This is a genomic window from Vibrio sp. VPAP30, from assembly GCF_001188205.1.
In the GTDB taxonomy this organism is placed as follows: Bacteria; Pseudomonadota; Gammaproteobacteria; order Enterobacterales; family Vibrionaceae; genus Vibrio; species Vibrio bivalvicida.
The window spans coordinates 347996-371092 of sequence record NZ_LBLS01000038.1 but is presented as its reverse complement, the minus strand read 5'-3'; the positions used below and the strand labels follow the sequence as shown (position 1 = coordinate 371092).

21 protein-coding genes are annotated in these 23097 nt (G+C 43.7%); 7 read left to right on the top strand and 14 right to left on the bottom strand.

From position 1 onward, the window contains the following. The first annotated feature begins 73 nt into the window (after positions 1–73). Positions 74–691 (top strand): DNA-J related domain-containing protein, encoded by a 618-nt coding sequence (locus ZX61_RS19400; RefSeq protein WP_049846244.1) that lies wholly within the window; start codon positions 74–76, stop codon positions 689–691. Here ZX61_RS19400 and ZX61_RS19395 read toward each other — a convergent pair. The 5 genes from ZX61_RS19395 to ZX61_RS19375 form a co-directional block, all read right to left on the bottom strand. After that, positions 688–1221 carry a GNAT family N-acetyltransferase gene (locus tag ZX61_RS19395; RefSeq protein ID WP_049846243.1) on the bottom strand — a complete coding sequence of 178 codons (534 nt, stop codon included), beginning with the start codon at positions 1219–1221 and terminating at the stop codon, positions 688–690. The two genes, ZX61_RS19400 and ZX61_RS19395, sit on opposite strands and share 4 nt — an antisense overlap. A 62-nt stretch (positions 1222–1283) precedes the next feature. Further along, complete coding sequence (locus ZX61_RS19390; RefSeq protein ID WP_049846242.1) at positions 1284–2939, bottom strand: ABC-ATPase domain-containing protein; 1656 nt, start codon at positions 2937–2939, stop codon at positions 1284–1286. A 78-nt stretch (positions 2940–3017) separates the two neighbouring features. Further along, the gene (locus tag ZX61_RS19385; RefSeq protein WP_049846241.1) at positions 3018–4940 is read right to left on the bottom strand and encodes a sensor domain-containing phosphodiesterase; all 1923 of its coding nucleotides are present in this window, start codon (positions 4938–4940) and stop codon (positions 3018–3020) included. A gap of 215 nt (positions 4941–5155) precedes the next feature. Beyond that, complete coding sequence (gene fabV / locus ZX61_RS19380; RefSeq protein ID WP_049846240.1) at positions 5156–6346, bottom strand: enoyl-ACP reductase FabV; 1191 nt, start codon at positions 6344–6346, stop codon at positions 5156–5158. Positions 6347–6422: 76 nt separating this feature from the next. Further along, entirely contained in the window at positions 6423–7022 is a 600-nt protein-coding gene (locus ZX61_RS19375; RefSeq protein ID WP_049846239.1) for an arylesterase, read from the bottom strand. On the opposite strand from ZX61_RS19375, the gene ZX61_RS19370 reads away from it, so the two are divergent. The 3 genes from ZX61_RS19370 to ZX61_RS19360 all read left to right on the top strand — a co-directional run bounded on the left by ZX61_RS19370 (position 7021) and on the right by ZX61_RS19360 (position 11870). Further along, the gene (locus ZX61_RS19370; RefSeq protein WP_049846238.1) at positions 7021–7692 is read left to right on the top strand and encodes an ABC transporter ATP-binding protein; all 672 of its coding nucleotides are present in this window, start codon (positions 7021–7023) and stop codon (positions 7690–7692) included. The genes ZX61_RS19375 and ZX61_RS19370 overlap by 2 nt on opposite strands. Positions 7693–7694: 2 nt before the next feature. Continuing rightward, positions 7695–10136 carry an ABC transporter permease gene (locus ZX61_RS19365; protein ID WP_049846237.1) on the top strand — a complete coding sequence of 814 codons (2442 nt, stop codon included), beginning with the start codon at positions 7695–7697 and terminating at the stop codon, positions 10134–10136. A 288-nt stretch (positions 10137–10424) separates the two neighbouring features. After that, complete coding sequence (locus tag ZX61_RS19360; RefSeq protein ID WP_049846236.1) at positions 10425–11870, top strand: FAD-dependent oxidoreductase; 1446 nt, start codon at positions 10425–10427, stop codon at positions 11868–11870. Positions 11871–11889: 19 nt separating this feature from the next. Here the strand turns inward: ZX61_RS19360 and ZX61_RS19355 are convergent, their stop codons facing one another. The 3 genes from ZX61_RS19355 to ZX61_RS19345 are packed head-to-tail and all read right to left on the bottom strand — an operon-like array spanning position 11890 to position 14278. Beyond that, positions 11890–12822, bottom strand: coding sequence for a biotin-dependent carboxyltransferase family protein (locus tag ZX61_RS19355; protein ID WP_049846235.1), 933 nt, complete (start codon positions 12820–12822; stop codon positions 11890–11892). Then, positions 12819–13526 (bottom strand): 5-oxoprolinase subunit B family protein, encoded by a 708-nt coding sequence (locus ZX61_RS19350; RefSeq protein WP_049846234.1) that lies wholly within the window; start codon positions 13524–13526, stop codon positions 12819–12821. Before ZX61_RS19350 ends, ZX61_RS19355 begins: the two co-directional genes overlap by 4 nt. Beyond that, on the bottom strand, positions 13526–14278 hold the full coding sequence (locus ZX61_RS19345) for a 5-oxoprolinase subunit PxpA (RefSeq protein WP_049846233.1): 753 nt from the start codon (positions 14276–14278) through the stop codon (positions 13526–13528). The genes ZX61_RS19350 and ZX61_RS19345 overlap by 1 nt, the downstream gene beginning before the upstream one ends. Positions 14279–14692: 414 nt before the next feature. Here ZX61_RS19345 and galE point away from each other — a divergent pair, with 414 nt between their 5' ends. After that, entirely contained in the window at positions 14693–15706 is a 1014-nt protein-coding gene (gene galE / locus ZX61_RS19340; RefSeq protein ID WP_049846232.1) for a UDP-glucose 4-epimerase GalE, read from the top strand. Positions 15707–15868: 162 nt separating this feature from the next. On the opposite strand, the gene ZX61_RS23835 is transcribed toward galE, so the two are convergent. From ZX61_RS23835 to napF, 6 genes are all read right to left on the bottom strand, one after another. After that, positions 15869–16006, bottom strand: a complete 138-nt coding sequence (locus tag ZX61_RS23835; protein ID WP_064429683.1) for a TIGR02808 family protein — start codon at positions 16004–16006, stop codon at positions 15869–15871. Between the two features lie 13 nt (positions 16007–16019). Continuing rightward, entirely contained in the window at positions 16020–16598 is a 579-nt protein-coding gene (locus tag ZX61_RS19335) for a NapC/NirT family cytochrome c (RefSeq protein ID WP_049846231.1), read from the bottom strand. Between the two features lie 26 nt (positions 16599–16624). Next, positions 16625–17080, bottom strand: coding sequence for a nitrate reductase cytochrome c-type subunit (locus ZX61_RS19330; protein ID WP_049846230.1), 456 nt, complete (start codon positions 17078–17080; stop codon positions 16625–16627). Between the two features lie 72 nt (positions 17081–17152). Next, the gene (gene napA / locus ZX61_RS19325; protein ID WP_049846229.1) at positions 17153–19642 is read right to left on the bottom strand and encodes a periplasmic nitrate reductase subunit alpha; all 2490 of its coding nucleotides are present in this window, start codon (positions 19640–19642) and stop codon (positions 17153–17155) included. Next, the gene (locus ZX61_RS19320; RefSeq protein ID WP_049846228.1) at positions 19639–19953 is read right to left on the bottom strand and encodes a chaperone NapD; all 315 of its coding nucleotides are present in this window, start codon (positions 19951–19953) and stop codon (positions 19639–19641) included. The genes napA and ZX61_RS19320 overlap by 4 nt, the downstream gene beginning before the upstream one ends. A gap of 14 nt (positions 19954–19967) precedes the next feature. Then, positions 19968–20450, bottom strand: coding sequence for a ferredoxin-type protein NapF (gene napF / locus ZX61_RS19315; protein WP_049846227.1), 483 nt, complete (start codon positions 20448–20450; stop codon positions 19968–19970). Between the two features lie 243 nt (positions 20451–20693). Here napF and narQ point away from each other — a divergent pair, with 243 nt between their 5' ends. Beyond that, positions 20694–22427, top strand: coding sequence for a nitrate/nitrite two-component system sensor histidine kinase NarQ (gene narQ, locus ZX61_RS19310; protein ID WP_049846226.1), 1734 nt, complete (start codon positions 20694–20696; stop codon positions 22425–22427). Continuing rightward, the gene (locus ZX61_RS19305; RefSeq protein ID WP_049846225.1) at positions 22414–23046 is read left to right on the top strand and encodes a response regulator; all 633 of its coding nucleotides are present in this window, start codon (positions 22414–22416) and stop codon (positions 23044–23046) included. Before narQ ends, ZX61_RS19305 begins: the two co-directional genes overlap by 14 nt. Positions 23047–23097: the final 51 nt, after the last annotated feature.

Below are 23097 nucleotides of genomic sequence, written 5' to 3'. Positions count from 1 at the left end.
CATTTATCGTAGCAGAAACTCGACAAAAGGTTCTTTATGTCATTTAGTGAATAGGAAGGAGATTAAGTAGTTTATGCAAGAACGACAAGAGCTCACAGCACAGTTTCAGCAATACATGGAAAACCCATTGCTTTGGCCAATTCTTGAAGTACTAAGGAAAAAGTCAAGCGGATGGAAGGTGCACACTTTGGCGTCTCATCTAGGTGATCTTGGTTTTATCCCTTTGCTTGATGAGTCCCCAGAAAAGGACCTGTTCAAACGCAACTTTCTGATAATGAATGCTTTATACCAACTTCAGGAAACGCTTTATCCCGATAACTGGCTCCAGGTACAGGCAATGGATATTATCCTTATGCCATCTCATCAAGTTCCCGGCCATGAGGTGGATCATCACGATCCATTAAGGGATTACTACATCCATTGGAAAAACTACGAGGCTGATGAAGGAGAAGTCAAACGTCTTCTTAATGAGTTCTGGAGTCGATATCGTGAATTTGTCGGTAGTACTAACGGTAAAGAGATGGATCGTGCCAAAGCCTTGAGCTTGTTTAAGTTACCACATGATGCAACACGGTCTGAGATTCGTAAGACATGGCGCAAGTTAGCATTGAAGTGGCACCCAGATAGGGACAATGGAGACAGTGATAGATTTAGAATACTGTGTGAAGCCTGGAATGTGCTACGCCATTAACCAAACTCATTTATGGCTAGGGTTAAAACCGTTGTGTTCCACCATTTGTTTTTAAAGAAACGATCATTAACACGTTCTGTGTCTATCTTCATTCCGACACGTTGGCAGAGTCGAATAGCCGCTTTATTTTTGGAAATGGTTTCCGCGTAGACTCGTTTTACACCAAGTTCAGTAAAGCCGAAGTGAATCAAGCTTTGCATGGCTTCTTCACTCACGCCTTTTCCTTGGCTATACCGAGTTAAACCGCAGCCAATTGAAGCCTGATGATTGGCCTCTAAGCGTAATGCAGCGAGGCCCAAATACTCTCCGCTATACTTGCATTCGATGGCTAGGTGATATTGGGTTCTTGGATAGTAATTAGCTTGCTCAATAAACAGGTTCGCTAGGTAGGTGCTCTTTGCTATTGAACAGTCTTCCACGTTATAAAAGCGTTGATATTTGGGGTCTTGGCACTGTTCAACATAAAGTCGAATGTCACAAAGGGTAAAGTCTCGAAGAATCAAGTTTGAAGTAGGTAAAGTAAGACTCATTTTATCCACATAATAAAGCGCCCAAACAACGGGCGCTTTATACAATGAATGCGTTTTAAATACTATTTAGATGCGCTGAATTGAGACTTACGCATACGATTGAGTGCCGCCATAACATCCAAAACGCGAGGTTTGGCTAAGTCACCTTGATTTGGCATACACTTATCCCAATCGTCATTCAGATACTGAGCGATGTCTCTTGCTGGGATATTTGACCAGCCAGGCTGTTGAGCAAACTGAAACCAAACCCAACCAATCGCGTTAAGTTCGTTGTTTGATTCTAATTGTTCGAGGGCAGTTAAATCAGTGTATTCTTTACCAAACCTTAACGAGTCGCAGCCTTTAGCGGCAATTCTGAACTTGCCTTCAGCGAGCATTTTCTGTAACGCACCGCAGTTGAAGGCACGAGGACGAAAAGACTCAAGACTTGCTTCACTTTCATTTTTTCGCAGGGTAGGGTGAAGTTCGGCCACTTGTTTAGCTTTTTCAGTTACGTCTACGGGTTGATAGTCATGCATTTGAATTACGGTATCAGCGACATCAAGGTAATCCCCCGATCCTCCCATGACAATAACGGTAGAAATCTCTAATTGTTCGCTAAGTTGGCCAATACGATCGACGAGAGGAGTAATCGGTTCTGCCCCTTTACTCACTAGCGCCTGCATTCGCTCGTCACGGATCATGAAGTTGGTGGCCGAGGTATCTTCGTCAATCAAGATTGCTTTGGCACCAGACTCGATCGATTCCTGTAACCACGCCGCTTGTGAGGTTGAGCCCGAGGCATCTTGGGTAGAAAAGTCGGTTGTTTTTCTGCCCATAGGTAAATGATTAATGTAATTTGAAAGGTTGAGTGAGTGAACGCAGCGACCGTCTTCCGCTTTAATTTTCATAGCCAGTGCATTGGTCACAACCAGCTCGCGGCCATCACCTGGAATATGATTGTAAACAGAGCGTTCAATCGCATTGAGCAAAGTTGATTTACCGTGGAACCCACCACCAACAATTAGCGAGATACCCTTTGGAATACCCAGGCCTTTAATCTCACCACGATTAGGGGCGTTTAAAGTTACTTCCAACGATTTAGGGGCGATAAACTCGACTGCATTTTTCATAGGCAGGTCACAATTGCCTGATATGCGGGGCAATATTGCGCCATTACCCACAAACGCTAGTAAGCCATTTTCCTCTAATTGAGCACGAAGAGCAGTTTGGTCTTCTATTGCTTCACAATGTTGAATCAGCGTTTGTTTATCTATTTCACGCTCAAGTGTCGCTTTGCGAATAAACTTAGGCAAATGAAAAGTTAAGATATTATCTGCTTTTTTGCCCAGTACAGATCGACCTTCAGCAGGTAGATTGACTCTAAACCTTAACTCTATTCCTTGCTCAGTAAATAATACGGCGGTGTTATCCAGCACTGTTTGGCCAGTTAACGCGATGCTGATGCTACTGTCTTGCTTAGCAAACTGCGCAAAACTACGCGCGATAAAGTCGCGAGCAGCAATTTGATAAGATGGTGACTTATCACGTATCCAGACAAGCCCTGTTAGTGACCAAGGGCGTATTGCCCGCACGCGAGATGCGGAGGCGTATGGGTCACCTTGTACGTAATCAATATGGAAAGCATAATCGCCAAAATCATACTGGCCTTTAATCTGTTGATAGGCGTGGTAGTTTTGTTTTTCTATTTTTTTTAGTGCGGCGGATAGTTGATCCATATTGAACTCTATTGTGGAAACGAGAAAGACGAGGATTATAGAAATCGCTCGTCTAGGAGTAAAGCAATAGTGGAGTGTTTACGAATATGAGAACTTCGGCGATAGGTTATTTTGGTTTAGAAGGTGAGTTTCGAATTCATCAAAGGGCATAGGTCTACCGTATAAGTAACCTTGACCAATATCGCACCCTTCAGAAAGGATGAACGATTCGTGCTCCGAGTTTTCAATACCTTCAACAGTGACTTTTAGGTTGAGTTTCTTTGCAATTGAAATGATAGATCGCACGATTTCCTTGTCTTCGTTGCTATGTGACAGTTGATGAACAAAGCTTTTATCAACTTTAATTGCATCGAATGGAAATTTCTTTAAGTAATTAAATGACGCGTAGCCTGTACCAAAATCGTCGAGTGACAGGGTGATGCCCAACTCGCTTAAAGATATCAGAGTGTTACGAGCGACGACTTCGTTGGCTATCAGACCACTTTCTGTCACTTCTAGTTCGAGATAGTGAGCCGGTAGCTGATAAGCTATGAGTAAGTCTTGAACTTGGTTGACAAATTGCGGGCTCTGAAGCTGTACGGCAGATACATTGACACTGACTTTAAAATCATCAACATGAATTGCCCATTCTGCGGCTTTTTGTATCGCGGAGCGGAGAACAAAACTGCCCACTTCGAAGATGAGACCATTTTGCTCCGCGAGGTGGATGAGTGTTTCGTTTGAGATATCGCCAAGAATGGGGTGGCGCCAGCGAAGTAACGCTTCAGCACCAATCCAACGATGAGTTAAAGGCGAAACTTTTGGTTGGAAATAGAGCAATAAGTCATCATTACGTACTGCTTGGAGTAAATAGCTTTCAAGCTGACTGATGTTTTTTTGCGTATCCGAAATATCTTGGCAATAGAAGCTAAATTTATGTCCCGAGTCTTTACAAGACTGCATCGCTTCTGCCGCGTATTTGAGTAAAGATTTAGAGCATTGGGTATCGTCAGAGCTAGTTACCCCAATATAGCTATGAAGGTGAAGGTGTTCGCCTTCAACAGTAAACTCAGTTTGACTGACTTCGACTAACTCTTTGCATAAGGTGTTGATGTCATCGTCGTAGTGGTGTGTTCTAAATAGAAACGCTAGATCAGTAGACGAAGGCCTGGCGGTGACGACATCAAGTTGTGTGTGTTGGATTAAGCGAGTGCGGAACTCTTTGAGGATGCCTTCCCATGCACCGTAACCATATTTAGCTTGTATTCTGCGCCCATTAGTAAAGCCAATATGCAGTAATCCGATTTTATAATGTGTTTCCAGATGTGCTGCTAAAGGTAGGGTGTCGAGTAGTTGCTGTGCTTCAATTTCTAGCGCATTGCGGTTTAAAAATCCGGTTCCTAGGTCATGCGACTGTTGGTAGCGTACTTTTCGTTCTGCGGCGCGTCTTTTATCAATTTCTATATTTAACGAGTAGTTAAGATCAACCAAATCTTGAGTACGTGTGTTTACTCGTGATTCTAACTCGAGGTTAAGCTGTTGAAGATAGTGATTTTGGTAAAGTGTTTTAAGCTGCGCTTCAACAGAATCGCGAAATGATACGAGCAATTGTTGATAGGTGTCAGCAAAAGGGTTTTCTCTATCATCGAGCACGCAGATTGTACCGAACATGTTACCGTTAGGCCAACGTAAAGGTAAGCCGCAGTATGCGAGCAAGCCAAACTTCATGTCGGGGTTAGTACACCATTTCTTGTCGGCACTTGCGTTAGGCACAACAAGTTGGCGGTTTTCATTGACAACCGTTTCACAGTAGAGTCCTTGATTTAAGCTTTCGCTATCTCCGACATGATAAGGATGATTACGGTTATTATTGGCTGAGAACACTTCAATGTGTGCCTTGTGAACTCGCATAATCAATGCCGCAGGGACGTTAACTATCTCTGCGAGTAGGTTGACGATTTTTTGCCAATTGTCACTCATGTCTTCAGGAATAATAATTGTTCCCGTGTTCAATTTAGACATATTTGATCCCTGTGGGCTAGTGTACCGATCCGAGCATTCCTTGCTCTCTTTAATAATAGTCGTAGAAATAGTCATTGAACCAAAGATTAAGAGTTTGGTGCGAACTTGTCAGATAGCATGCCCCAAGGTATCGCCAAAAAAAAGCCCCAAACGCATGTTTAAGACTTTGTCTTAATGAGTGTCTCAAAAGTGAGAATTACTTTAAACCAAAGACTTTAAGTGATGTATGTATTAATATCTACATCTTCATTGTAATTAATGTTATCGAACCCAAACCCATTGAGATTAAGAAATTCTCGCTTGAATCCTGAATAGTCTCCGAGCTGCTTAAAGTTAGACTGATCAATCTTATCTAGGATTTCCGACACGCGTTGCTGGGTGTTTTTATCCAGTTCCCAATCATCCATACGAATTAATCTTTCACTGTCTACAGGGGGCGGGGTAGTGGCATAAAGCTTGGTGCTGAAAAGGCGTTGCATTTGCTCAATGCATCCCTCATGGGTTCCCTTGTCTTTCATTACTTTGTAAAGAGCGATGATATAGGGGCTCAGTGCTGGAATAAAGACGCTCGCTTTAGTCACTAATGCCTTACAAACCGTTGCGTAGGCATTACCACCATAGTTGGCGAGTTTTAGGTTCAAGGAATGACTGGTTTGGTGAAGGTCGATTTTGGCTCTACCTAATGTGCCATCAAGGTAAATGGAGTGAGTACATTCAGGTCCGACATAAGAAAATGCGATCGTCTTGCAACCTTGTGCGATTGATTCAGAATTAATCAATGTATCAATCCAGTGTTCCCAGTCTTCTCCGCCCATGACTTTCAGTGTTGACTCAGCTTCTTTGTCTGTCGCAGGCGGTAATGTTGTTTCATGCCATTGGTCGGTGTCAAGTAACAATGTGCTACCTGTTACGGGGTTTCCAATTGGTTTGATTGCAGAGCGCCATAGCTCGTTGGTGGTGGGATTTGGTCGGACTCCGCTAGCTAAGCTATAGATGACTAGATCTACTTCTCCTTCAAAGTAGGTTTCAATTGCTTCAACAACTTGATCTTTAATTTGTTGAGAAAAACCATCACCTTCTATGTTTACCGCAACACGCCCTTCTTGCTCAGCGAATTTCTTGAAATAGTAGTTATTGTAAAAGCCCGCTGAACCTGAACTTATTGATGACGGCGATTTTTCATAGGAAACGCTAATTGTATCTGCTTTTGCACCGCCAAAGGTGAGCGCTATACGCGAAGCTAAACCTAATCCAGAAGATCCGCCAATGATCAAAACTCGCTTGGGGCCACCCTTTATCGCAGGTACAGATCTTACCGTTTCTATTTGACTGGCTACCGCTTGCTTGCAGCCATTTGGATGCGCACTACGTGCTACGACCCCATCAATGATAGGTTCAATAATCATACATACTCCTTAAGCCAACGCTTGGCAACAACCCAAGCTAACGTAAAGCTATGTAAAGTTTATTGAGCTAAAGCAATTAGAAGTGATTTATTAACGACTTTGCAACAAAGTTAGATATCCACGGTTGCGCTTCTGGCTTGGGGTGAAGGCCATCGGTCATCATCCATTCGGAATTGATGATGACACCTTCAAGTAAGAAAGGCAGCAGCGGTACATTGAGTTTTTGCGATACGTCAGGGTAGACAGCGGCAAACGCTTCGGTGTAGCGTTTGCCATAGTTAGGAAGAATATGAATTTGCATTAATAATGGAGTCGCATCGGCATTACGAATCATACCGATCATCTCGGTTAGGTTGTTTTGCACAATACCAACAGGAAATCCGCGTAAACCATCATTAGCGCCTAATTCAATTAAAACATAGTCAGGTTCATGTTTGTCGAGTAAACCGGGTAAGCGAGCGATTCCGTTGCCTGTTGTATCACCAGAGATACTGGCATTAATAACCGAGACCTGCTGTCCGCTTTGGGCCAGCTCATCGGCCAGAAGGGAGGGCCAAGCACGCTCAATTGGCATTTGATATCCAGCACTCAAGCTGTCGCCTAAGATCAATAGAGTTTTGCTATAAGCTGGATTTACTGACAAAAATAGAAGAACAAGGGAAAGTATTCGAAACATGCAAACATCCGTAATTGAAGCACAATCATTGTCCAAGATAGTCTCTACCAAACAAGAGCAATTAACAATCCTTGATGATGTAAATCTTGACATCAAAAAGGGAGAAAGCGTTGCTATTGTTGGCACCTCGGGCGCGGGTAAATCGACTTTAATGACACTCCTCGCAGGGCTTGATGTGCCGACAACAGGTAAGGTTGAGCTTCTTGGTAGGCCACTTCAAAGTTTGAATGATGAACAACGCGCAGCAATAAGAAGTGAATCAGTTGGCTTTGTGTTTCAAAGTTTTCTGTTAATACCAAGTTTATCAGCGCTCGACAATGTGACTCTGCCATGTTTATTAAAGGGCGACCCTGAAGACAAAGAAAGGGCGATAAATCTGTTAGAGTCAGTTGGATTAGGAAATCGTATTCATCACTCTCCCACTCAGTTATCAGGTGGAGAACAACAGCGTGTGGCTTTAGCAAGAGCATTCATGATTCAACCCACGATTCTTTTTGCCGATGAGCCGACAGGAAATCTTGACCAACAGACAGCTGCCACCGTTATAGAGCTACTTTTTTCTCTAAACCAGGAGCATGGAACGACACTTGTTCTTGTTACGCATGATACTAAGTTGGCGCAGCGGTGTGATCGTATCATTAAGATGAAAGCGGGCAGGTTAGAGGATTGATCATGTCAAATTCCACGGCTACATCTTTGAACAAGCACCTAATTAAGTGGAGTGTCAGTGAGATTAGGCAAGGCCAGTTGTGGCCTGTTACGATTGCTCTGATACTGATTATTGCGTGTATATTTGCGCTCACAGCTTTAGCTGAGCGGATGGAACAAGTGGTTGTAAAGCAGGGTAAACAAGCGTTAACTGCGGATACTGTATATGTCTCCTCTAACCCAATTGACAGCGATTTTGACACTATAGCAGCAAGTAACCAGCTTGTGATTTCAACACAAACTCGCTTTGGAACGATGGCTTTTAGCGATAACGCAATGAAGCTCATTACCGTAAAAGGGGTCGATAGCCTGTACCCACTACAGGGCGAGATGATTTTATCTGATGACAAGCAATTGTTCACGCGAGTGAATCCCGGAGAACTGTGGCTAGATGAGCGACTATTTTCACAATTAGATGTCTCGATCGGTGACGCTGTCACGTTGGGTGATGCAGACTTCATCGTAACGGGACGTATTGTCGAAGAACCAGGTTTAAGTTTTAATCCATTTCAACAAATGCCATCAGCTTTTATCCATAGTAATGATATTGAAAAAACCGGGGCGGTTCAGTTGGGTAGCCGCGTACGCTACAGCAAATTTATTAATGGAAGTGCCGCCAATATTGAACGCCTAAAGGAGAGTATAGCGATAACAGCTAGTGATCGTTGGCGAGATCAAAATAGTGCAAGCCGAACCAACGAGGTATTTCAACGTACCGAGCAGTATTTGTCGCTGACCGTTGCTATCGTGGTCATCATGGCCGCGACAACCTTAGTATTGACTTGTCAGCACTATGTCACTACGCGTCGAAAAACCATTGCTATGCTCAAAAGTTTGGGAGCAAGTAAAAAGTGGCTGATACGCTGGCTACTGACTCAAGTGACGATGTTGCTTGTGTCCGCTGTCTTGGTCGGTGTGTCATTAGGTGTAGTCCTTGAGTATCTGCTGAGGATTCCACTGGTAGAATTACTTCCCAACCCTTTACCGAGTTACGGCATCAAGCCGCTTGTGATTTCGGTACTCACCAGCATTGTGATTGCTGTTCCCGCATTAGGTATACCACTAATTGGATTAACTAACGTCAGTGCTGTTAATGTGATGCAACCTCAAGCTGAATATGGCTCGTCAAAAGTACGTTACGCATTGGTACTGGTCCCGATTATTCCTATGTTGCTGGCTTATTATGACAATCAGTTGGTATGGATTGTATTAGCGGGTATCGTCGCTTTATTTGCGATATTGGCGTTAGTGAGCGTATTGATCACTCGCACGCTAGTAAAAGTGCCACTGAGCGCTGCGTTGAAGCTGGCTTTGAGTAGGATTAACCGCTCCTCAGTTGCAACTGGCATTCAATTTGGAGCGTTAGCTTTGTCTTTAATGCTACTTTCGACTATGTGGTTGGTGAGAACCGACTTACTAACCGATTGGCAGAGGACGCTACCAAAAGACGCGCCCAATGCGTTTGCTTTGAACATTGCACCATATGAAAAAGACAATTACTTAAAAGTGCTTGATGACAATCAAATTCAACGTTCGGAAGATTACCCAATTATACGTGGCCGTTTGGTTGGCATAAATGGGCAAGATGCCAAGTTGCGTTCTAAGGGGGAAGAGGGAAGCGATGCACTTAGGCGGGAAATCAACTTTACTTTTAGTTCCGCTATTCCTGAGCACAACGATGTCGTAATGGGCCGGTGGAGCGAGGTCGGCGGTGTGTCAGTTGAATCCGATGTAGCGAATGATCTAGGCATAAGCATTGGAGACCAACTTGAATTTGTCATCAATAGTATTGCAGTCAAAGCCAAAGTAAACTCGATTCGAATGGTTGAATGGCGAGACATGAAGCCAAACTTCTACTTTATCTTTACACCAGATGTGCTGAAAAGCATTCCTGCGACTTATCTAGTTAGCTTTAGAGTCGAAGACGAACATGATGCTTTACTCAACCAGCTTTCTCGCCAACATCCAACGGTGAGTTTGATGGATATTCGGGTCATGGGGGCTAAGATTCAAGAACTGTTGGCGCAGATCGTATGGTCAATTACTCTTTTAGCGGGTATCGGCGTCTTATCGGGACTACTGCTTATTTTTACATTACTACGATTGAGCTTAGGTCAACGACAGGAAGAAATTCAGCTTTATAGAACACTTGGCGCCAGTAAAAAGCGTGTAGAACAAACCATATGGGCTGAGTATGGTTTGATGGCTTTCGTTGCGGGTATTATCGCTATAATCGGCTCTGAACTGGTCGTCAGCGCCATTATGGTGTTTGGTTTCGAATTGCGACCACAGATACATTGGATGCTTTGGATACTGATACCTATCGGGACTTTTTTCACACTTGCTCTAGTTGTGAACAGTTTGATTAAACGCCTGCTAACTCCCATCAACAAAGCGATTGGTTAGTTTTTAACGGGTCAAGATGTCCAGTTATCCACAAAAACAGTGGATAAAGTTTGGGATAACTTGGCCTGTAGATAACTTTAATTTTCTCGCAGGCCCGGGTCTGCGTAGGCCTGCACAGATTTGTTATTCACAAAGGTAATTATTTCTAAGTTCTCCATTTTTGAGTCAAGCAGTTTTTTTCATTTTTTTTTCGAAAAAACGTCATAATTTCTCCATAAAAAATTTGTGATTTTATTCATTTCGTATTACCAGTAAAATGCACTGAGAATGAACGAATTAGCCGCATAAATGCAATTGAAAACGCAAACTCAAAGCTCGTCTAAAATCGCGATAATTGGTGGTGGTATTGCTGGTGCAACCACAGCTGTACACTTGGCTGAGCTGGGCTTAAATGTCCATCTATTTGAAAAAGGATCTGGGCTTGTTAGTGGGCCTCCAATCTGCCATTTGCACGCTGGTGGAAATTTATACAGAGAGATTTCTACAGATCAGTGCCTTGAGTTGCTCAAACAATCCATTGACACTGCGCGCCTTTATCCACAGACCATTAACCGTCGGCCTACGGTGATTGCTGTCCCGTACTCAGATGGAGGAAGCCCCGAGGAGTTGTATGAGCGCCTGATCACTATTCAGTCGTATTATACTGAGCTTGTGAAAGCAGATCCCGCCAACAAGGTGTTGGGAGAGCCTAGTGACTATTACAAATTTTACAGTCGTGAAGATCTCGAACAACTGATTGAACAACAACAACCCTCCCTACCTATTTCGATCGACGACTGGATGATTCCTTTTGCTAAGCATGCTGATCTTGATGTTCTGAAATTTCCTGTGGTTGCTGTTGAAGAGCATGGCTGGAGCGTCTTCCGGATTGGTGCATCTGCCACGTTAGCATTAGAAGCGATCCCTAATTGCACCATGATGACCAATACACAAGTTATTGGGGTAGAGGAACAGTCTAACAGTTGGAAGATTGAGTATATTGATCAAGAAGATCAGCTTCAGTTTCTCGAGTTCGACTATTTGGTCAATGCTTGCGGTTATGAAACTGGTTCAATCGATGACCTAGCCAACAAGCCACGTGAACGACTTGTTGAGTTTAAAGCGGCCTATGTGACTAAGTGGGATGAGTGCAATGAACTTTGGCCCGAGGTTATTTTTCATGGCCCAAGAGGCACACCAAATGGTATGGCTCAGCTAACACCTTATCCAGGCGGTGTATTCCAACTTCATGGGATGACTAAAGATATTACACTGTTTGAAGATGGGTTAGTCTCATCGACGGAGTCTACGTCACAGCCTCATTTACCCATGCGCTTGAAGCGAAAAATTCAAAAAGGTTGGGATGATGAGGTGATTACGGAAAGAAGCCGCAAAGCAATCGACCATATGGCTCGATTTATTCCTAACTACAAGCAAGCAACTGAACATGGCACACCACTTTTTGGTGCGCAGCAAATCCCGGGTCGTGATGACACGCTACGTGCAGCAGATGTGACTTTTGAAGGTGCACACTATGCCAGAGTCGAGGTGGTAAAAGGGTCATCGGCTCTAGAAGCTGCAATGAAACTGGTTCAAGAGTGGGGGCTATTTGACTACCAGGGTGCGAGTATTGAACTAATGCACCCTGTCATTATGAGCTTATCGGCAGAATCTGTAGAGGCCAAAGCACGAGAGCTTGCGAAGGAGCGAAACTATCCACAACAGTTGGCCGAATACTACGGAACACCAGCATAGCAGGGGCGGGTCTGTCGCCCTAATAGCCGAAATATCGTGCCCATTGTCCCCACACGTCTTGTAGTCCGAGCAAGTCGCCCCGTACGAACCTGACTTTTTGTCCCGGTTTTGCTTGAGCTAAGCGAGGTAAATCAATCCGAGCAACACAACCGATTTTAGGGTAGCCACCTATAGTTTGTCGATCATTGAGCAATATGATCGGCTCACCACTTGGTGTGACCTGTATCGAGCCAAGCGCTATGCCTTCACTTAAATACTCTTTTTGGGGTGGGGGGACAATGGCACCGGATAGTCGATATCCCATTCGGTTGACTAATTGGCTTATCTCAAATTGTTGAGAGTAAAGTGAAGCTACCGCATCTCTAGAAAAATCGTTAACTTGATAGCCTTCAATGACTCGCAGTTCAAGAGGCAAATTGTAATTTGGCTTATACCTAAATGTCATTTGCACTTGCTTAGACCCGATTGAATGCTGATTGAAGGGCAAGGTATCGCCTGCCTGAACGGACAAGCCGTTATTCAATCCACCGAGTTGGTCCCTCTCCACTGTAGCAGCGCTACCAAGTTGAGTTGAGACGGCAAATCCGCCTTTAATGGCGAGATAGGCGCGCAATCCGTTCTTAGGCAAACCAAACGAAAGAGTTTGCCCTTTTAATGCACGAAATGTTGACCAGTTGCCAATAATCTCGCCGTCGAGTTTTGCATTTAAGTCACCGCCCGCAATGGCGAGTTCGCAGGAGTGGTGAACAAAAAATTCTGCCTGACCTAAGGTTATTTCCAGCGTAGGCATGTTAATTGTGTTGCCCAATAGATGGTTAGCCCAGCTGTAGGCATAATCATCGACAGGTCCACCTTGGGCAATGCCGTAGTGAGCAAGCCCAAACCGACCAAAGTCTTGAATTAATGTCTGTTGTCCAGGTTTGATGACTTCGATATAGTTCTCAATTGTCATTGCCAACCCTCGCTTATGATACCACCTAATGATAAATACTCTTCTCGCTCGATAGCGTTGAATCTGATTTTAGTGCCTATATTGAACGGCAGTATTTTTGAATTGGTTGGGTCATAAAGGTCTACTGGACAATTACCAATAATATTCCAGCCTCCAGGTGTCTCACTCGGATAGACAGCAGTTTGATTATTAGCGATGGCAACGCTTCCTTTCGGTACGCGAACTCTGGGTGTCCGTTTTCTTGGTCGCCGTAAAGGCACATCCACTTCTGTTAGAAAGGCAAAACCTGCAGTGAATCCAATGGCTCCAACTGTGTATTCAGGCTTGGTGTGCGTAGAGATGATCTGGTTGCTTGATAGACCGGAGTCTAAATAGTCTTGTAGGTCTGGGCCAACTGACAGATCATAGTAAACGGGTAGATCTAAAATGTCCGCTTCGTGCACCTCCGGCATACTGAGTAAAGCTTGAGTGACGAGCTTTTCAAGGTATGGAACAAATTCGAAAATGGAAATTCTATGCGGAAGATAGTCAACGAGTATGGAGTCAAAAGAAGGGGTGACATTCATAACCCAAGCGCCTAGCTGATTGCTCAGGTAGTGGCTGATTTCGCCAATAACCCAAGAAAGGTGATCATTGGGTTCACTATGGAAGCGGATTAAGATTGAACACTCCGCAACAGGATCGATAGAGGTGTCTATACGCATCAAGTGAGATTCTCCTTATCAAGCATGGCCTTAATTTGCTTGATTACATTCACTGCTTGTTCGTTATCACCATGTACACAAATGGTATCAGCCTCTAATTCAACAGAGAATCCGTCAATAGTACGAACCTTGCCGTAGCGAGCAATTTGTAATACTTGGTTGAGAATATCTTCTTGTTTGTTGAGTACAGCATTTTGTTGTCCACGTGGCGCTAAGAAACCATTTGCTTGGTAACTTCGATCCGCAAATGCCTCGAATAGCAGTGGGACGTCATATCTATCAGCAATGTCTAAGTATGGCTGGGTATCGGCTATTGCAAGAGTCATTAAGGGCAACCCAAAACTTGCGACAGCATCAACGACAGACTCAAAAACAACTAAATCCTTAAGCATGTCATTGTAGAGTGCGCCATGTGGCTTAACGTAACTTAGATCTTTGTTGTGGCTGTCACAGAGTCCTTTAATCGCCCCAACTTGATAAATGAGCATATTGGTGATTTCATCAGCAGTGAGTTTGATGCTTCGCCGTCCAAATCCTTGCAGATCGGGGTAGCTTGGATGAGCGCCGATTTCGACGTCGTATTTTATCGCAAGTTTAATTGTTTCATTCATTACTTGTGGGTCTGAGGCGTGAAAACCACAAGCGATATTAGCCATATGGATATAAGGCATCACGCTGTCGTCGTTACCCATTTTCCACGCTCCGAAACTCTCACCCATATCACAATTAAGACTGATCGAACGTTTTTCCATTGGCGTCAAATTTCCCTAATCAAATCATTTAGTAAGATGTTTCAAATTGCCGTACTAAACAGTGATCTAACTCATTATTTGATGAATACTTAACAAAAACAGTTCAATCCATCGAGCTATCACAAGTTCAAGCGGCTATGGTCAATGGAAGAGAGGAGTGCGAAGCGTCACATACTGGGCCATAAAATCGGCTATTTGTATGTGAGAGCATTGATACTTCGTACAGCAAGAGCTAAGAAAGCTATTCTGAAACCCTGATAATATCAGCGGATACCGCGATGCATACAGCGAAAACAAACGGTAAAGGGCGATTTGTCATCAGAAGTGAAGAGCGAGCACTCGATAGAGCATAAGAGCTTTGCTTAGCCAACCAATTGATTTAACATAAGAGTATGTTTTTAAAAGGTTAGCGACATGAAAGTTTTAGTAACTGGTGGAATGGGTTACATAGGTAGCCATACTTGCATCCAAATGATTGAGGCAGGAATGACCCCTGTCATTTTCGATAATCTATACAATAGTAAGCATTCAGTGTTAGATCGAATTGAGAAAGTGACGGGTTTTAGACCTCTCTTTATTCGCGGCGACATTCGTGACAAATCAGAGATTGTCGACGCATTAGAACAAAACAACATTGAAGCCGTCATCCATTTCGCAGGCTTAAAAGCCGTAGGGGAATCTGTAGAAAAGCCACTTGAGTATTATGATAACAATGTAAATGGTACGTTGGTTCTGATTGATGCAATGCGACAAGCTAAAGTTCACTCGTTAGTTTTTTCTTCGTCTGCAACGGTTTATGGCGATCCTGCCTCGGTACCTATTCGTGAAGATTTTCCTACAAGTGCAACTAATCCTTATGGTCGCAGTAAGCTCATGGTTGAAGAGTGCTTGACCGACTTTCAAAAGGCTAACCCAGACTGGAGTATTACTTTGCTCCGTTACTTTAATCCTGTTGGATCACATCCTAGCGGTGAACTTGGTGAAGACCCTCAGGGTATTCCGAATAACTTGATGCCTTTTGTCTCTCAAGTAGCGGTAGGACGCAGGGAATGCTTATCTGTATTTGGTAATGATTATCCGACACCTGACGGTACAGGAGTGCGTGATTACATTCATGTTATGGATCTATCTGATGGTCATATTGCTGCATTAAGCAAAGTAGGGCAAAAGTCAGGCCTGCATATCTATAACTTAGGGACAGGGAATGGGTCTAGCGTTCTTGATATGGTCAAAGCGTTTGAAAAAGCATCGGGAAAGGCAGTTACTTATAAAGTGGTTGAACGCAGACCGGGCGATATTGCTGAATGTTGGGCAGATCCGGCAAAAGCGAAACAAGACCTTAATTGGCAGGCGGTACGCAGTTTAGAGCAAATGACTGAAGATACTTGGCGTTGGCAATCCAATAACCCCAACGGCTATCCAGAGTAATACCAGTAAGAATGACGAGATATTTATTCTGGTTGGTATAAGTTCTAAAAACGACAAAGCCACCTTTGCGAAAACTAAGGTGGCTTTTTTATGTTCGATACAAAATAGGCAAAATTGGACCGAAATGAAAGGGCAAGGTGAGTCGCCCTTTTGGCTAGCGGCTTACTCCACTTCTTTATCTTTACCTAATGACAATAGCCATACAGACACGCCTGCTACTACTGCAAAACCAGACAAGATAATGACAGGCATAGCGCTGTAACCAAGAACATGCCAAATAACCGATTCAAAAGTACTCATTATTCAGTGCTCCTTATTGCCAGCCTTTAACGCCGTGCATATCTGGTAGTTTATGCGCGATACCTTTGTGACAGTCTACACAGGTTTTCTCACCAGACGCCAGCGCAGTAGAGTGCTGCTTGGCACTTCTTGAGCCTTGCTCAGAGAAATCCATGTACTCAAACTGGTGACAGTTACGACATTCGAGAGAGTCATTCTTCTTCAAGCGCGCCCACTCGCGTTCTGCAAGGTGAGCACGACGCTCTTGGAATTTCTCCGGCGTATCAATAGTCTTAGTAACAAAGTGTGCAAACAGCTCTTTAGATGCTTGAACTTTACGTACGATCTTATCTGTCCACTCGTGCGGTACGTGACAGTCTGAACAGATAGCTCGTACGCCAGAACGATTAGAGTAGTGCACCGTTTCTTGAATTTCCGCAACGATAGGAGCGTGACAACCTGAACAGAACTCTTCAGAGTTGGTTGCTTCCATACCCGTGTTAAATGCGCCCCAGAATAGAAGACCGCCAGCGAAACCCATGAATAAAACCACACCGACTGCAGCTTTACTCGGGCTTGCTAACCGCTTCCAAAACGCTTTCAATAATTTCATAGATAACCTCTTATTTACTCACGTGATTACTTAAGCGCATCCACACTCTTGAAATCGTTCTCGATTAAAGGTTTTGCGTTTGCTTGAGGTACGTGACACTGAAGACAGAAGTAACGACGAGGAGACATATCAGCAAGAACAGCGTCTTCACGGTTAACATAGTGGGTTACACTGATCTTCGTCGCGCCCATCTCTTTGGCGTTTTTCCAACTGTGACACGATAGACACTTGTTCGCGTTCAAAGATACTTCATAGCTACGAATGTTATGTGGTATTAGAGGTGGCTGGTAAACAAAGCTACTGTCTAAAACCTGCTCACGTGGGTACTTTTTAAAGTCATCAGCTGAGCGTGTCGCTTCAAGTTCACTTGCTCCACGTAGTGATTCAAGACCACCAATACCGCCTGGATTTTCCAGTTCAGCTACAGCAGTTCCACTTACTAGAGCACCGACAGATAAAAGTGCAATTAGAAATTTCTTCATTATTAATTCTCCGCCTAATGGCTAAATTCTTGATTCTGACCACCCTAAATAGGGCGGCCAGAGCATTCATAATTAAGCGATCTTAGTGATCTTAACTGGACACTTCTTGAAGTCTGTCTGTTTAGAAAGCGGGTCAGTCGCATCAAGAATCAACTTGTTAATCAGAATACGTGCGTCAAAGAATGGTACGAATACCAAGCCTTCAGGTGGACGGTTACGGCCACGTGTCTCAACGCGAACGCGAACTTCACCACGTTGGTTCTCAATAAGAACCTCTTCACCGCGTCGTACGCCGCGAGCTTTTGCGTCAGCAGGGTGAATGTAGACCACTGCATCAGGTACCGCTTTGTATAGCTCAGGTACACGACGAGTCATCGTGCCGGTATGCCAGTGCTCAAGAACACGACCAGTACATAGCCACATATCATATTCAGAATCTGGAACCTCAGGTGGCGCTTCATATGGTGCTGAAATGATCCACGCTTTACCATCTGGTTTACCGTAGAAGTCCCAATCAGAACCCGTTTTAGCATATGGATCTGAGCCTTCTTTATAGCGCCATAGGGTTTCTTTTCCATCTACGACAGGCCAGCGAAGACCTCGAACCTGGTGGTAAACATCATATGGTGCCAAGTCGTGTGCTTTACCGCGGCCGAAAGTCGCATACTCTTCGAATAGGCCTTTCTGCACGTAGTAACCGAAGTGGTGCGCGTCATCGTTTAGCTCTCGAGATTCTTCGATAGGGTATTTATTAATCACACCGTTTGCGAATAGCATGTCGTACATGGTTTTGCCTCGGTACTGAGGTGCTTGTGCAAGCTGCTCTTCAGTCCAAACTTCTTCCATCTTGAAGCGTTTTGAGAACTCCATTACCTGCCATAAGTCGGATTTCGCTTCTCCAACAGTGCCCACTTGTTGATACCAAGCTTGAGTACGACGTTCTGCGTTACCGTAAGCACCTTCTTTCTCGATCCACATTGCTGTAGGAAGGACAAGGTCCGCAGCTTGTGCAGTCGCTGTTGGGTATGGGTCAGAACAAACGATAAAGTTTTCTGGGTTACGGTAACCCGGCAAACGTTCGCCATTGATATTTGGACCTGCTTGCATGTTGTTGTTACACATTACCCAGTAAGCGTTTAGTTTACCGTCTTTGAGCATACGGTCTTGAAGAACCGCGTGGTAACCTGGTTTTGGTGGAATAACACCATCAGGAATGTTCCAAATCTTCTCTGCAACTTTACGGTGTTTAGGGTTTGCAACGACCATATCTGCTGGTAGGCGGTGTGCAAACGTACCCACTTCACGAGCTGTACCACATGCTGAAGGCTGACCTGTTAGTGAGAATGGGCTGTTACCAGGAGTCGAAATCTTACCTGTCAATAGATGGATGTTGTAAATCAAGCTGTTCATCCATACACCGCGAGTATGTTGGTTCATACCCATAGTCCAAAGAGACATAACTTTAGTCTTTGGATCAGCGTATTGCTTAGCAAGCTCTATTAGTTTTTCTTTCGATACACCTGACATTTCAGATGCCTTCTCTAGAGTGTACGGCGCAACTGATTTCTTGTATTCCTCAAAAGAGATCGAAGACATTTTTCCTGAGTTAGGGTTAGCCGCTGCTTTTTGTAGTGGGTCATCGTCGCGAAGGCCATAGCCGATGTCAGTTGCAGTTTGCTTGAAATTGGTGTGCTTGTTAACGAAGTCCCAGTTAACTGCATCGTTTTCGATGATGTAGTTTGCAATGAAGTTAGCGATTGCCAAATCTGTCTGAGGCTCGAAAATATAGCCTTCGTCTGCCAACTCAAAAGAGCGGTGGTAGTAGGTAGAGAGTACATTTACCTTAACGTGAGGGTGACTTAAACGACGGTCTGTAACACGAGTCCAAAGTACTGGGTGCATTTCAGCCATGTTTGAACCCCAAAGTACGAAAGAGTCCGCATTTTCGAAGTCATCGTAACAACCCATTGGCTCATCAATACCGAAGGTACGCATAAATGCACCAACCGCTGATGCCATACAGTGACGAGCATTAGGGTCGATGTTGTTTGAGCGGAAACCTGCTTTCATCATTTTTGCAGCAGCATAACCTTCCATGACAGTCCATTGGCCTGAACCAAACATCCCAACACCAGAAGGTCCTTGTTTCTTAAGCGCTTCTTTCCACTTGTCTGCCATAGTGTCAAATGCGACATCCCAAGACACTGGAGTGAAGTCACCTTCCTTGTCGTACTTACCGTCCTTCATTCGAAGAAGTGGTTGAGTCAAACGGTCTTGACCATACATGATTTTTGATAAGAAGTAGCCTTTGATACAGTTTAGGCCCTTATTTACTGGTGCCTCTGGGTCACCTTGCGTCGCTACGACTTTGCCGTTTTGCGTACCTACAAGAACTGAACAGCCAGTACCACAGAAGCGACAAGGTGCTTTGTCCCACGTGATTTTTGTTTGGTCTGAGCTCGCGATCAGATTAGTAGCAGACGCAGGCAAGGTGATGCCTGCAACCGCTGCTGCTGATGCTGCTGCGTTTGCTTTAACAAACGCTCGTCTTGTCATCTTCATACTTCACCCTCGGTTTGGGAATATTGAGTTCCAGTGTTGTTATTTTGTGATTCATCATCTTCAAGCCCAGTTTCGATTTGGTGATAAACCAAAGCTGTGCTTAACACATTCGGGAGGTTATTGATGGTTTCGATCGTATCGGTGATAAAGCCCTGATTTTGAGTTTCCAACACCACTACGATTTTTCCTTCCGGACTATCACCGTAGATTTCTGCGTTATCATTCTTTTCTATCTCAGCTTTCACTTCGTTGAGGTGTTCAGGCGAACAATGTACGACCAAACTCGAAATGTGCACTTCATTCAGTGACATAAACTTCTTCCGTATTAAACTAAATTGCTCACATTGATGGATGAAGTAGGGCAAACTGCAACGCATGCGCCACACCCTGTACATTCATCAAGTTCTAATTTTGGTTGTGCGACTTTGCCGATTTCTAATCTGAATTTTATTGCCATGGTGTCACACATATCACCACAGCTACGGCATTCAACATTTTGCTTTGCCAGGCAGCTTCCTTCTATTGAAGCCTTTGCATTCCAAGGGGGAGCGATTTCATCTTTAAACAATGGCTCAGGGCACACGTCGGCACATTGATAGCAAAATGTGCATTCACCTTGAGCAAAGTCGACTTGAGGAAAACCACCATCGCCTTTAATAATTATATTCGTTTCGCATACTTCACTGCATTTGCCACATCGCGTGCACATGTCAGTGAAAGTGTTACTGTTAATAAGCCATGGCAGGCGAATAGTGTTATCGTCAGCGAGACGTTTTGAAAAAAGGCGTCTTTTAGAAAGGTCTACCACTTCGCTACCCAGTTTTGTTAGATATTGTTTTTATGGCTAAATAACTGTTCATAACTTGTAATTTGCCCTTACATAAATTGTAGTTTTTGACATATTCGTATAAATACCCCCAAGGGGGTAATTGGCATTTAAAGTTGTTTTAGATCAATAAACTTACGCGTAAGTGATCACATATTGTCATCTTAATTAGTAATAAGCTTAGTATCTAATCACCGATTTTCTATTAAAGGTTGTAACCTACCCGTGTTAAAAAATGTGAAAAGCTCTGTAACCACAACTGTCGCCAAAGCAATGGTGTTAATTTTGCTTCTTTCGGTAACGACGACAGGGTTCGCAATTTTCACTCTGGCATCGAGTTTGAACGACGCTGAGGCGGTAAATGTTGCAGGCTCAATGCGCATGCAAAGCTATCGACTTGCCCATGATATTCAATCCCAGTCTGTAGACTATTCGTATCACATCACTCAGTTTGAGCGCTCAATCTATTCTGATTCAATGAAAGCGTTACAAAACTGGGCTGTTCCTGAAGACATTACACATGACTATTACCGATTAATTGTACGTTGGCATGAACTAAAGCATCTATTACGAAGTGAACAAAGAGAACGCTATCTTGTTTTGGTCGCGGGATTTGTAAATCAAATCGATTCTTTTGTATTTAAGCTGCAAGACTATTCTGAGAAAAAACTCATATCTTTGGCCTGGGTAGGTGGCTTGGGACTCGGCGGTGTTCTTTTGATCAGTATTTTTATTGTTCACTACACTCGTAAGCATATCGTTAAGCCGTTAAATTCACTCGTTATCGCCAGCGAACAGATCCAATCACGTTCATTTAATGTCGAACTAAATATAGATAGCGAAAATGAAATGGGTATTCTGTCTAAGGCGTTCAATAACATGGCCCGTGATCTCGGCAACCTTTATCGCGGGCTAGAGCAGGCGGTAAATGAAAAAACCCAGAAGCTTCAGCATGCCAATGATTCGTTGCGAGTGCTTTACCAGTCATCTCAAGAGCTTACGGTCTCTCGTATCACTCAAGATAACTTTTCCGCCATTCTAAAGCATATCGCGAGCCTAGAGGGCATATCTTCCGTACGTCTTGAAATTAATGAACCTGGGGAAAGAGCAATATTATTGACAGAAGGCGAAGGTTGTAAAAAGTGTACCAAGCAGTGCCAAAGCCAAACCTTGTCACTTGATGGCGTTAAATTAGGTACCTTGTACTGGAAAGTCTCTCTACCGTGCCCAGATCAAGCATTGATCGACAATTTTGTACAAATTTTATCGCGTGCGGTATATTACAATCAGGCGCAGAGGCAAGCAGAGCAGCTTCTAGTCATGGAAGAGAGAGCGACTATCGCCCGTGAACTACACGACTCATTAGCCCAAGCACTCTCTTATTTGAAAATTCAGGTTTCTATTTTAAAGAGAGGGGTGAAAAAAATCCCAGACTCGCCTGAGCTTGCTAAAACGACACCTGTATTAACTGAGCTTGATACTGGTTTGTCGGCTGCCTATACACAGCTTAGAGAGCTGCTGACGACATTTAGACTGTCTATAAAAGAAGGCAGTTTTGGCTCGGCTCTACATACAATGACAGAACAGCTATCTGATCAGACAGATGCTGAAATTAAACTAACAAATGAGCTTTCTTCAATCGAGCTCGATACTAATCAGCAAGTGCATTTGCTGCAATTGATCCGTGAAGCTACGACTAATGCGATCAAACATGCAAAAGCCGAGACGATATCTATAGAGTGCAACGAAAGTGATACTCATATCAAAGTTGCTGTCCGAGATGATGGTATAGGCTTTGATTCTACTGTGGAAAAAGCGAACCACTATGGTCTAAGCATAATGCAAGAAAGAGCATCTAGGCTAAAAGGACAATTGAAAATTTCGACAACCCCAAACTTAGGTTGTGAAGTATATTTAGAGTATCCAAAATTAAAGGATTCAAACATTGACAGAATTTAGAGTTTTATTGGTCGATGACCATCCATTGATGCGTCGTGGTATTAACCAGTTATTGAGTTTTGAAGATGAATTCAACGTTGTCGCAGAAGCAAGCAATGGGGCTGAAGCTGTTGCCCAGAATCATGAACATAAACCCGATTTGATCCTTCTTGATTTGAATATGAAAGGAATGTCTGGGCTAGATACTTTGAAAGCACTTCGGGCTGATGAGTGTGACGCGACGATTGTAATTTTGACTGTCTCTGACAGTCCAGCAGACATTGAAGCGATTGTACAAGCTGGGGCTGATGGCTATTTATTAAAAGACACTGAGCCGGATGAACTCATCGAACTACTAAAGAGTTCATTACAGGGTAACAAGTCATACAGTAAGGAAGTTGCAAAATACTTGTCTGAGCGCCAGAACAGCACAACGGTTTTTGATGAGCTTACAGATCGTGAGATGCAGATATTAAAAGAAGTAGCTAAAGGGCTAAGAAATAAGCAAATTGCCGACACCTTATTTATTTCTGAGTCTACCGTAAAAGTCCATATGAAAAGCCTGTTAAAAAAGCTTCAGGTCCCATCTCGCACGGCAGCGACTGTCCTATATTTAGAGCGTTATGGTGAGATAAAGTAAATCGAATACCGTAAAAATTAAAGGGCGCTCAATTGAGCGCCCTTTAATTTT

Bases quoted from the DNA above. Each gene is read 5' to 3' on its own strand.
- ZX61_RS19350 (WP_049846234.1), bottom strand. From the start codon at position 13,526: ATGCGTATAGACACCTCTATCGATCCTGTTGCGGAGTGTTCAATCTTA.
- ZX61_RS19360 (WP_049846236.1), top strand. From the start codon at position 10,425: ATGCAATTGAAAACGCAAACTCAAAGCTCGTCTAAAATCGCGATAATT.
- ZX61_RS19365 (WP_049846237.1), top strand. From the start codon at position 7,695: ATGTCAAATTCCACGGCTACATCTTTGAACAAGCACCTAATTAAGTGG.
- ZX61_RS19330 (WP_049846230.1), bottom strand. From the start codon at position 17,080: ATGAAGAAATTTCTAATTGCACTTTTATCTGTCGGTGCTCTAGTAAGT.
- fabV (WP_049846240.1), bottom strand. From the start codon at position 6,346: ATGATTATTGAACCTATCATTGATGGGGTCGTAGCACGTAGTGCGCAT.
- ZX61_RS19385 (WP_049846241.1), bottom strand. From the start codon at position 4,940: ATGTCTAAATTGAACACGGGAACAATTATTATTCCTGAAGACATGAGT.
- ZX61_RS19345 (WP_049846233.1), bottom strand. From the start codon at position 14,278: ATGGAAAAACGTTCGATCAGTCTTAATTGTGATATGGGTGAGAGTTTC.
- ZX61_RS19390 (WP_049846242.1), bottom strand. From the start codon at position 2,939: ATGGATCAACTATCCGCCGCACTAAAAAAAATAGAAAAACAAAACTAC.
- ZX61_RS19375 (WP_049846239.1), bottom strand. From the start codon at position 7,022: ATGTTTCGAATACTTTCCCTTGTTCTTCTATTTTTGTCAGTAAATCCA.
- galE (WP_049846232.1), top strand. From the start codon at position 14,693: ATGAAAGTTTTAGTAACTGGTGGAATGGGTTACATAGGTAGCCATACT.
- ZX61_RS23835 (WP_064429683.1), bottom strand. From the start codon at position 16,006: ATGAGTACTTTTGAATCGGTTATTTGGCATGTTCTTGGTTACAGCGCT.
- ZX61_RS19320 (WP_049846228.1), bottom strand. From the start codon at position 19,953: ATGTCACTGAATGAAGTGCACATTTCGAGTTTGGTCGTACATTGTTCG.
- napA (WP_049846229.1), bottom strand. From the start codon at position 19,642: ATGAAGATGACAAGACGAGCGTTTGTTAAAGCAAACGCAGCAGCATCA.
- ZX61_RS19370 (WP_049846238.1), top strand. From the start codon at position 7,021: ATGCAAACATCCGTAATTGAAGCACAATCATTGTCCAAGATAGTCTCT.
- ZX61_RS19355 (WP_049846235.1), bottom strand. From the start codon at position 12,822: ATGACAATTGAGAACTATATCGAAGTCATCAAACCTGGACAACAGACA.
- ZX61_RS19395 (WP_049846243.1), bottom strand. From the start codon at position 1,221: ATGAGTCTTACTTTACCTACTTCAAACTTGATTCTTCGAGACTTTACC.
- ZX61_RS19400 (WP_049846244.1), top strand. From the start codon at position 74: ATGCAAGAACGACAAGAGCTCACAGCACAGTTTCAGCAATACATGGAA.
- ZX61_RS19335 (WP_049846231.1), bottom strand. From the start codon at position 16,598: ATGAAATTATTGAAAGCGTTTTGGAAGCGGTTAGCAAGCCCGAGTAAA.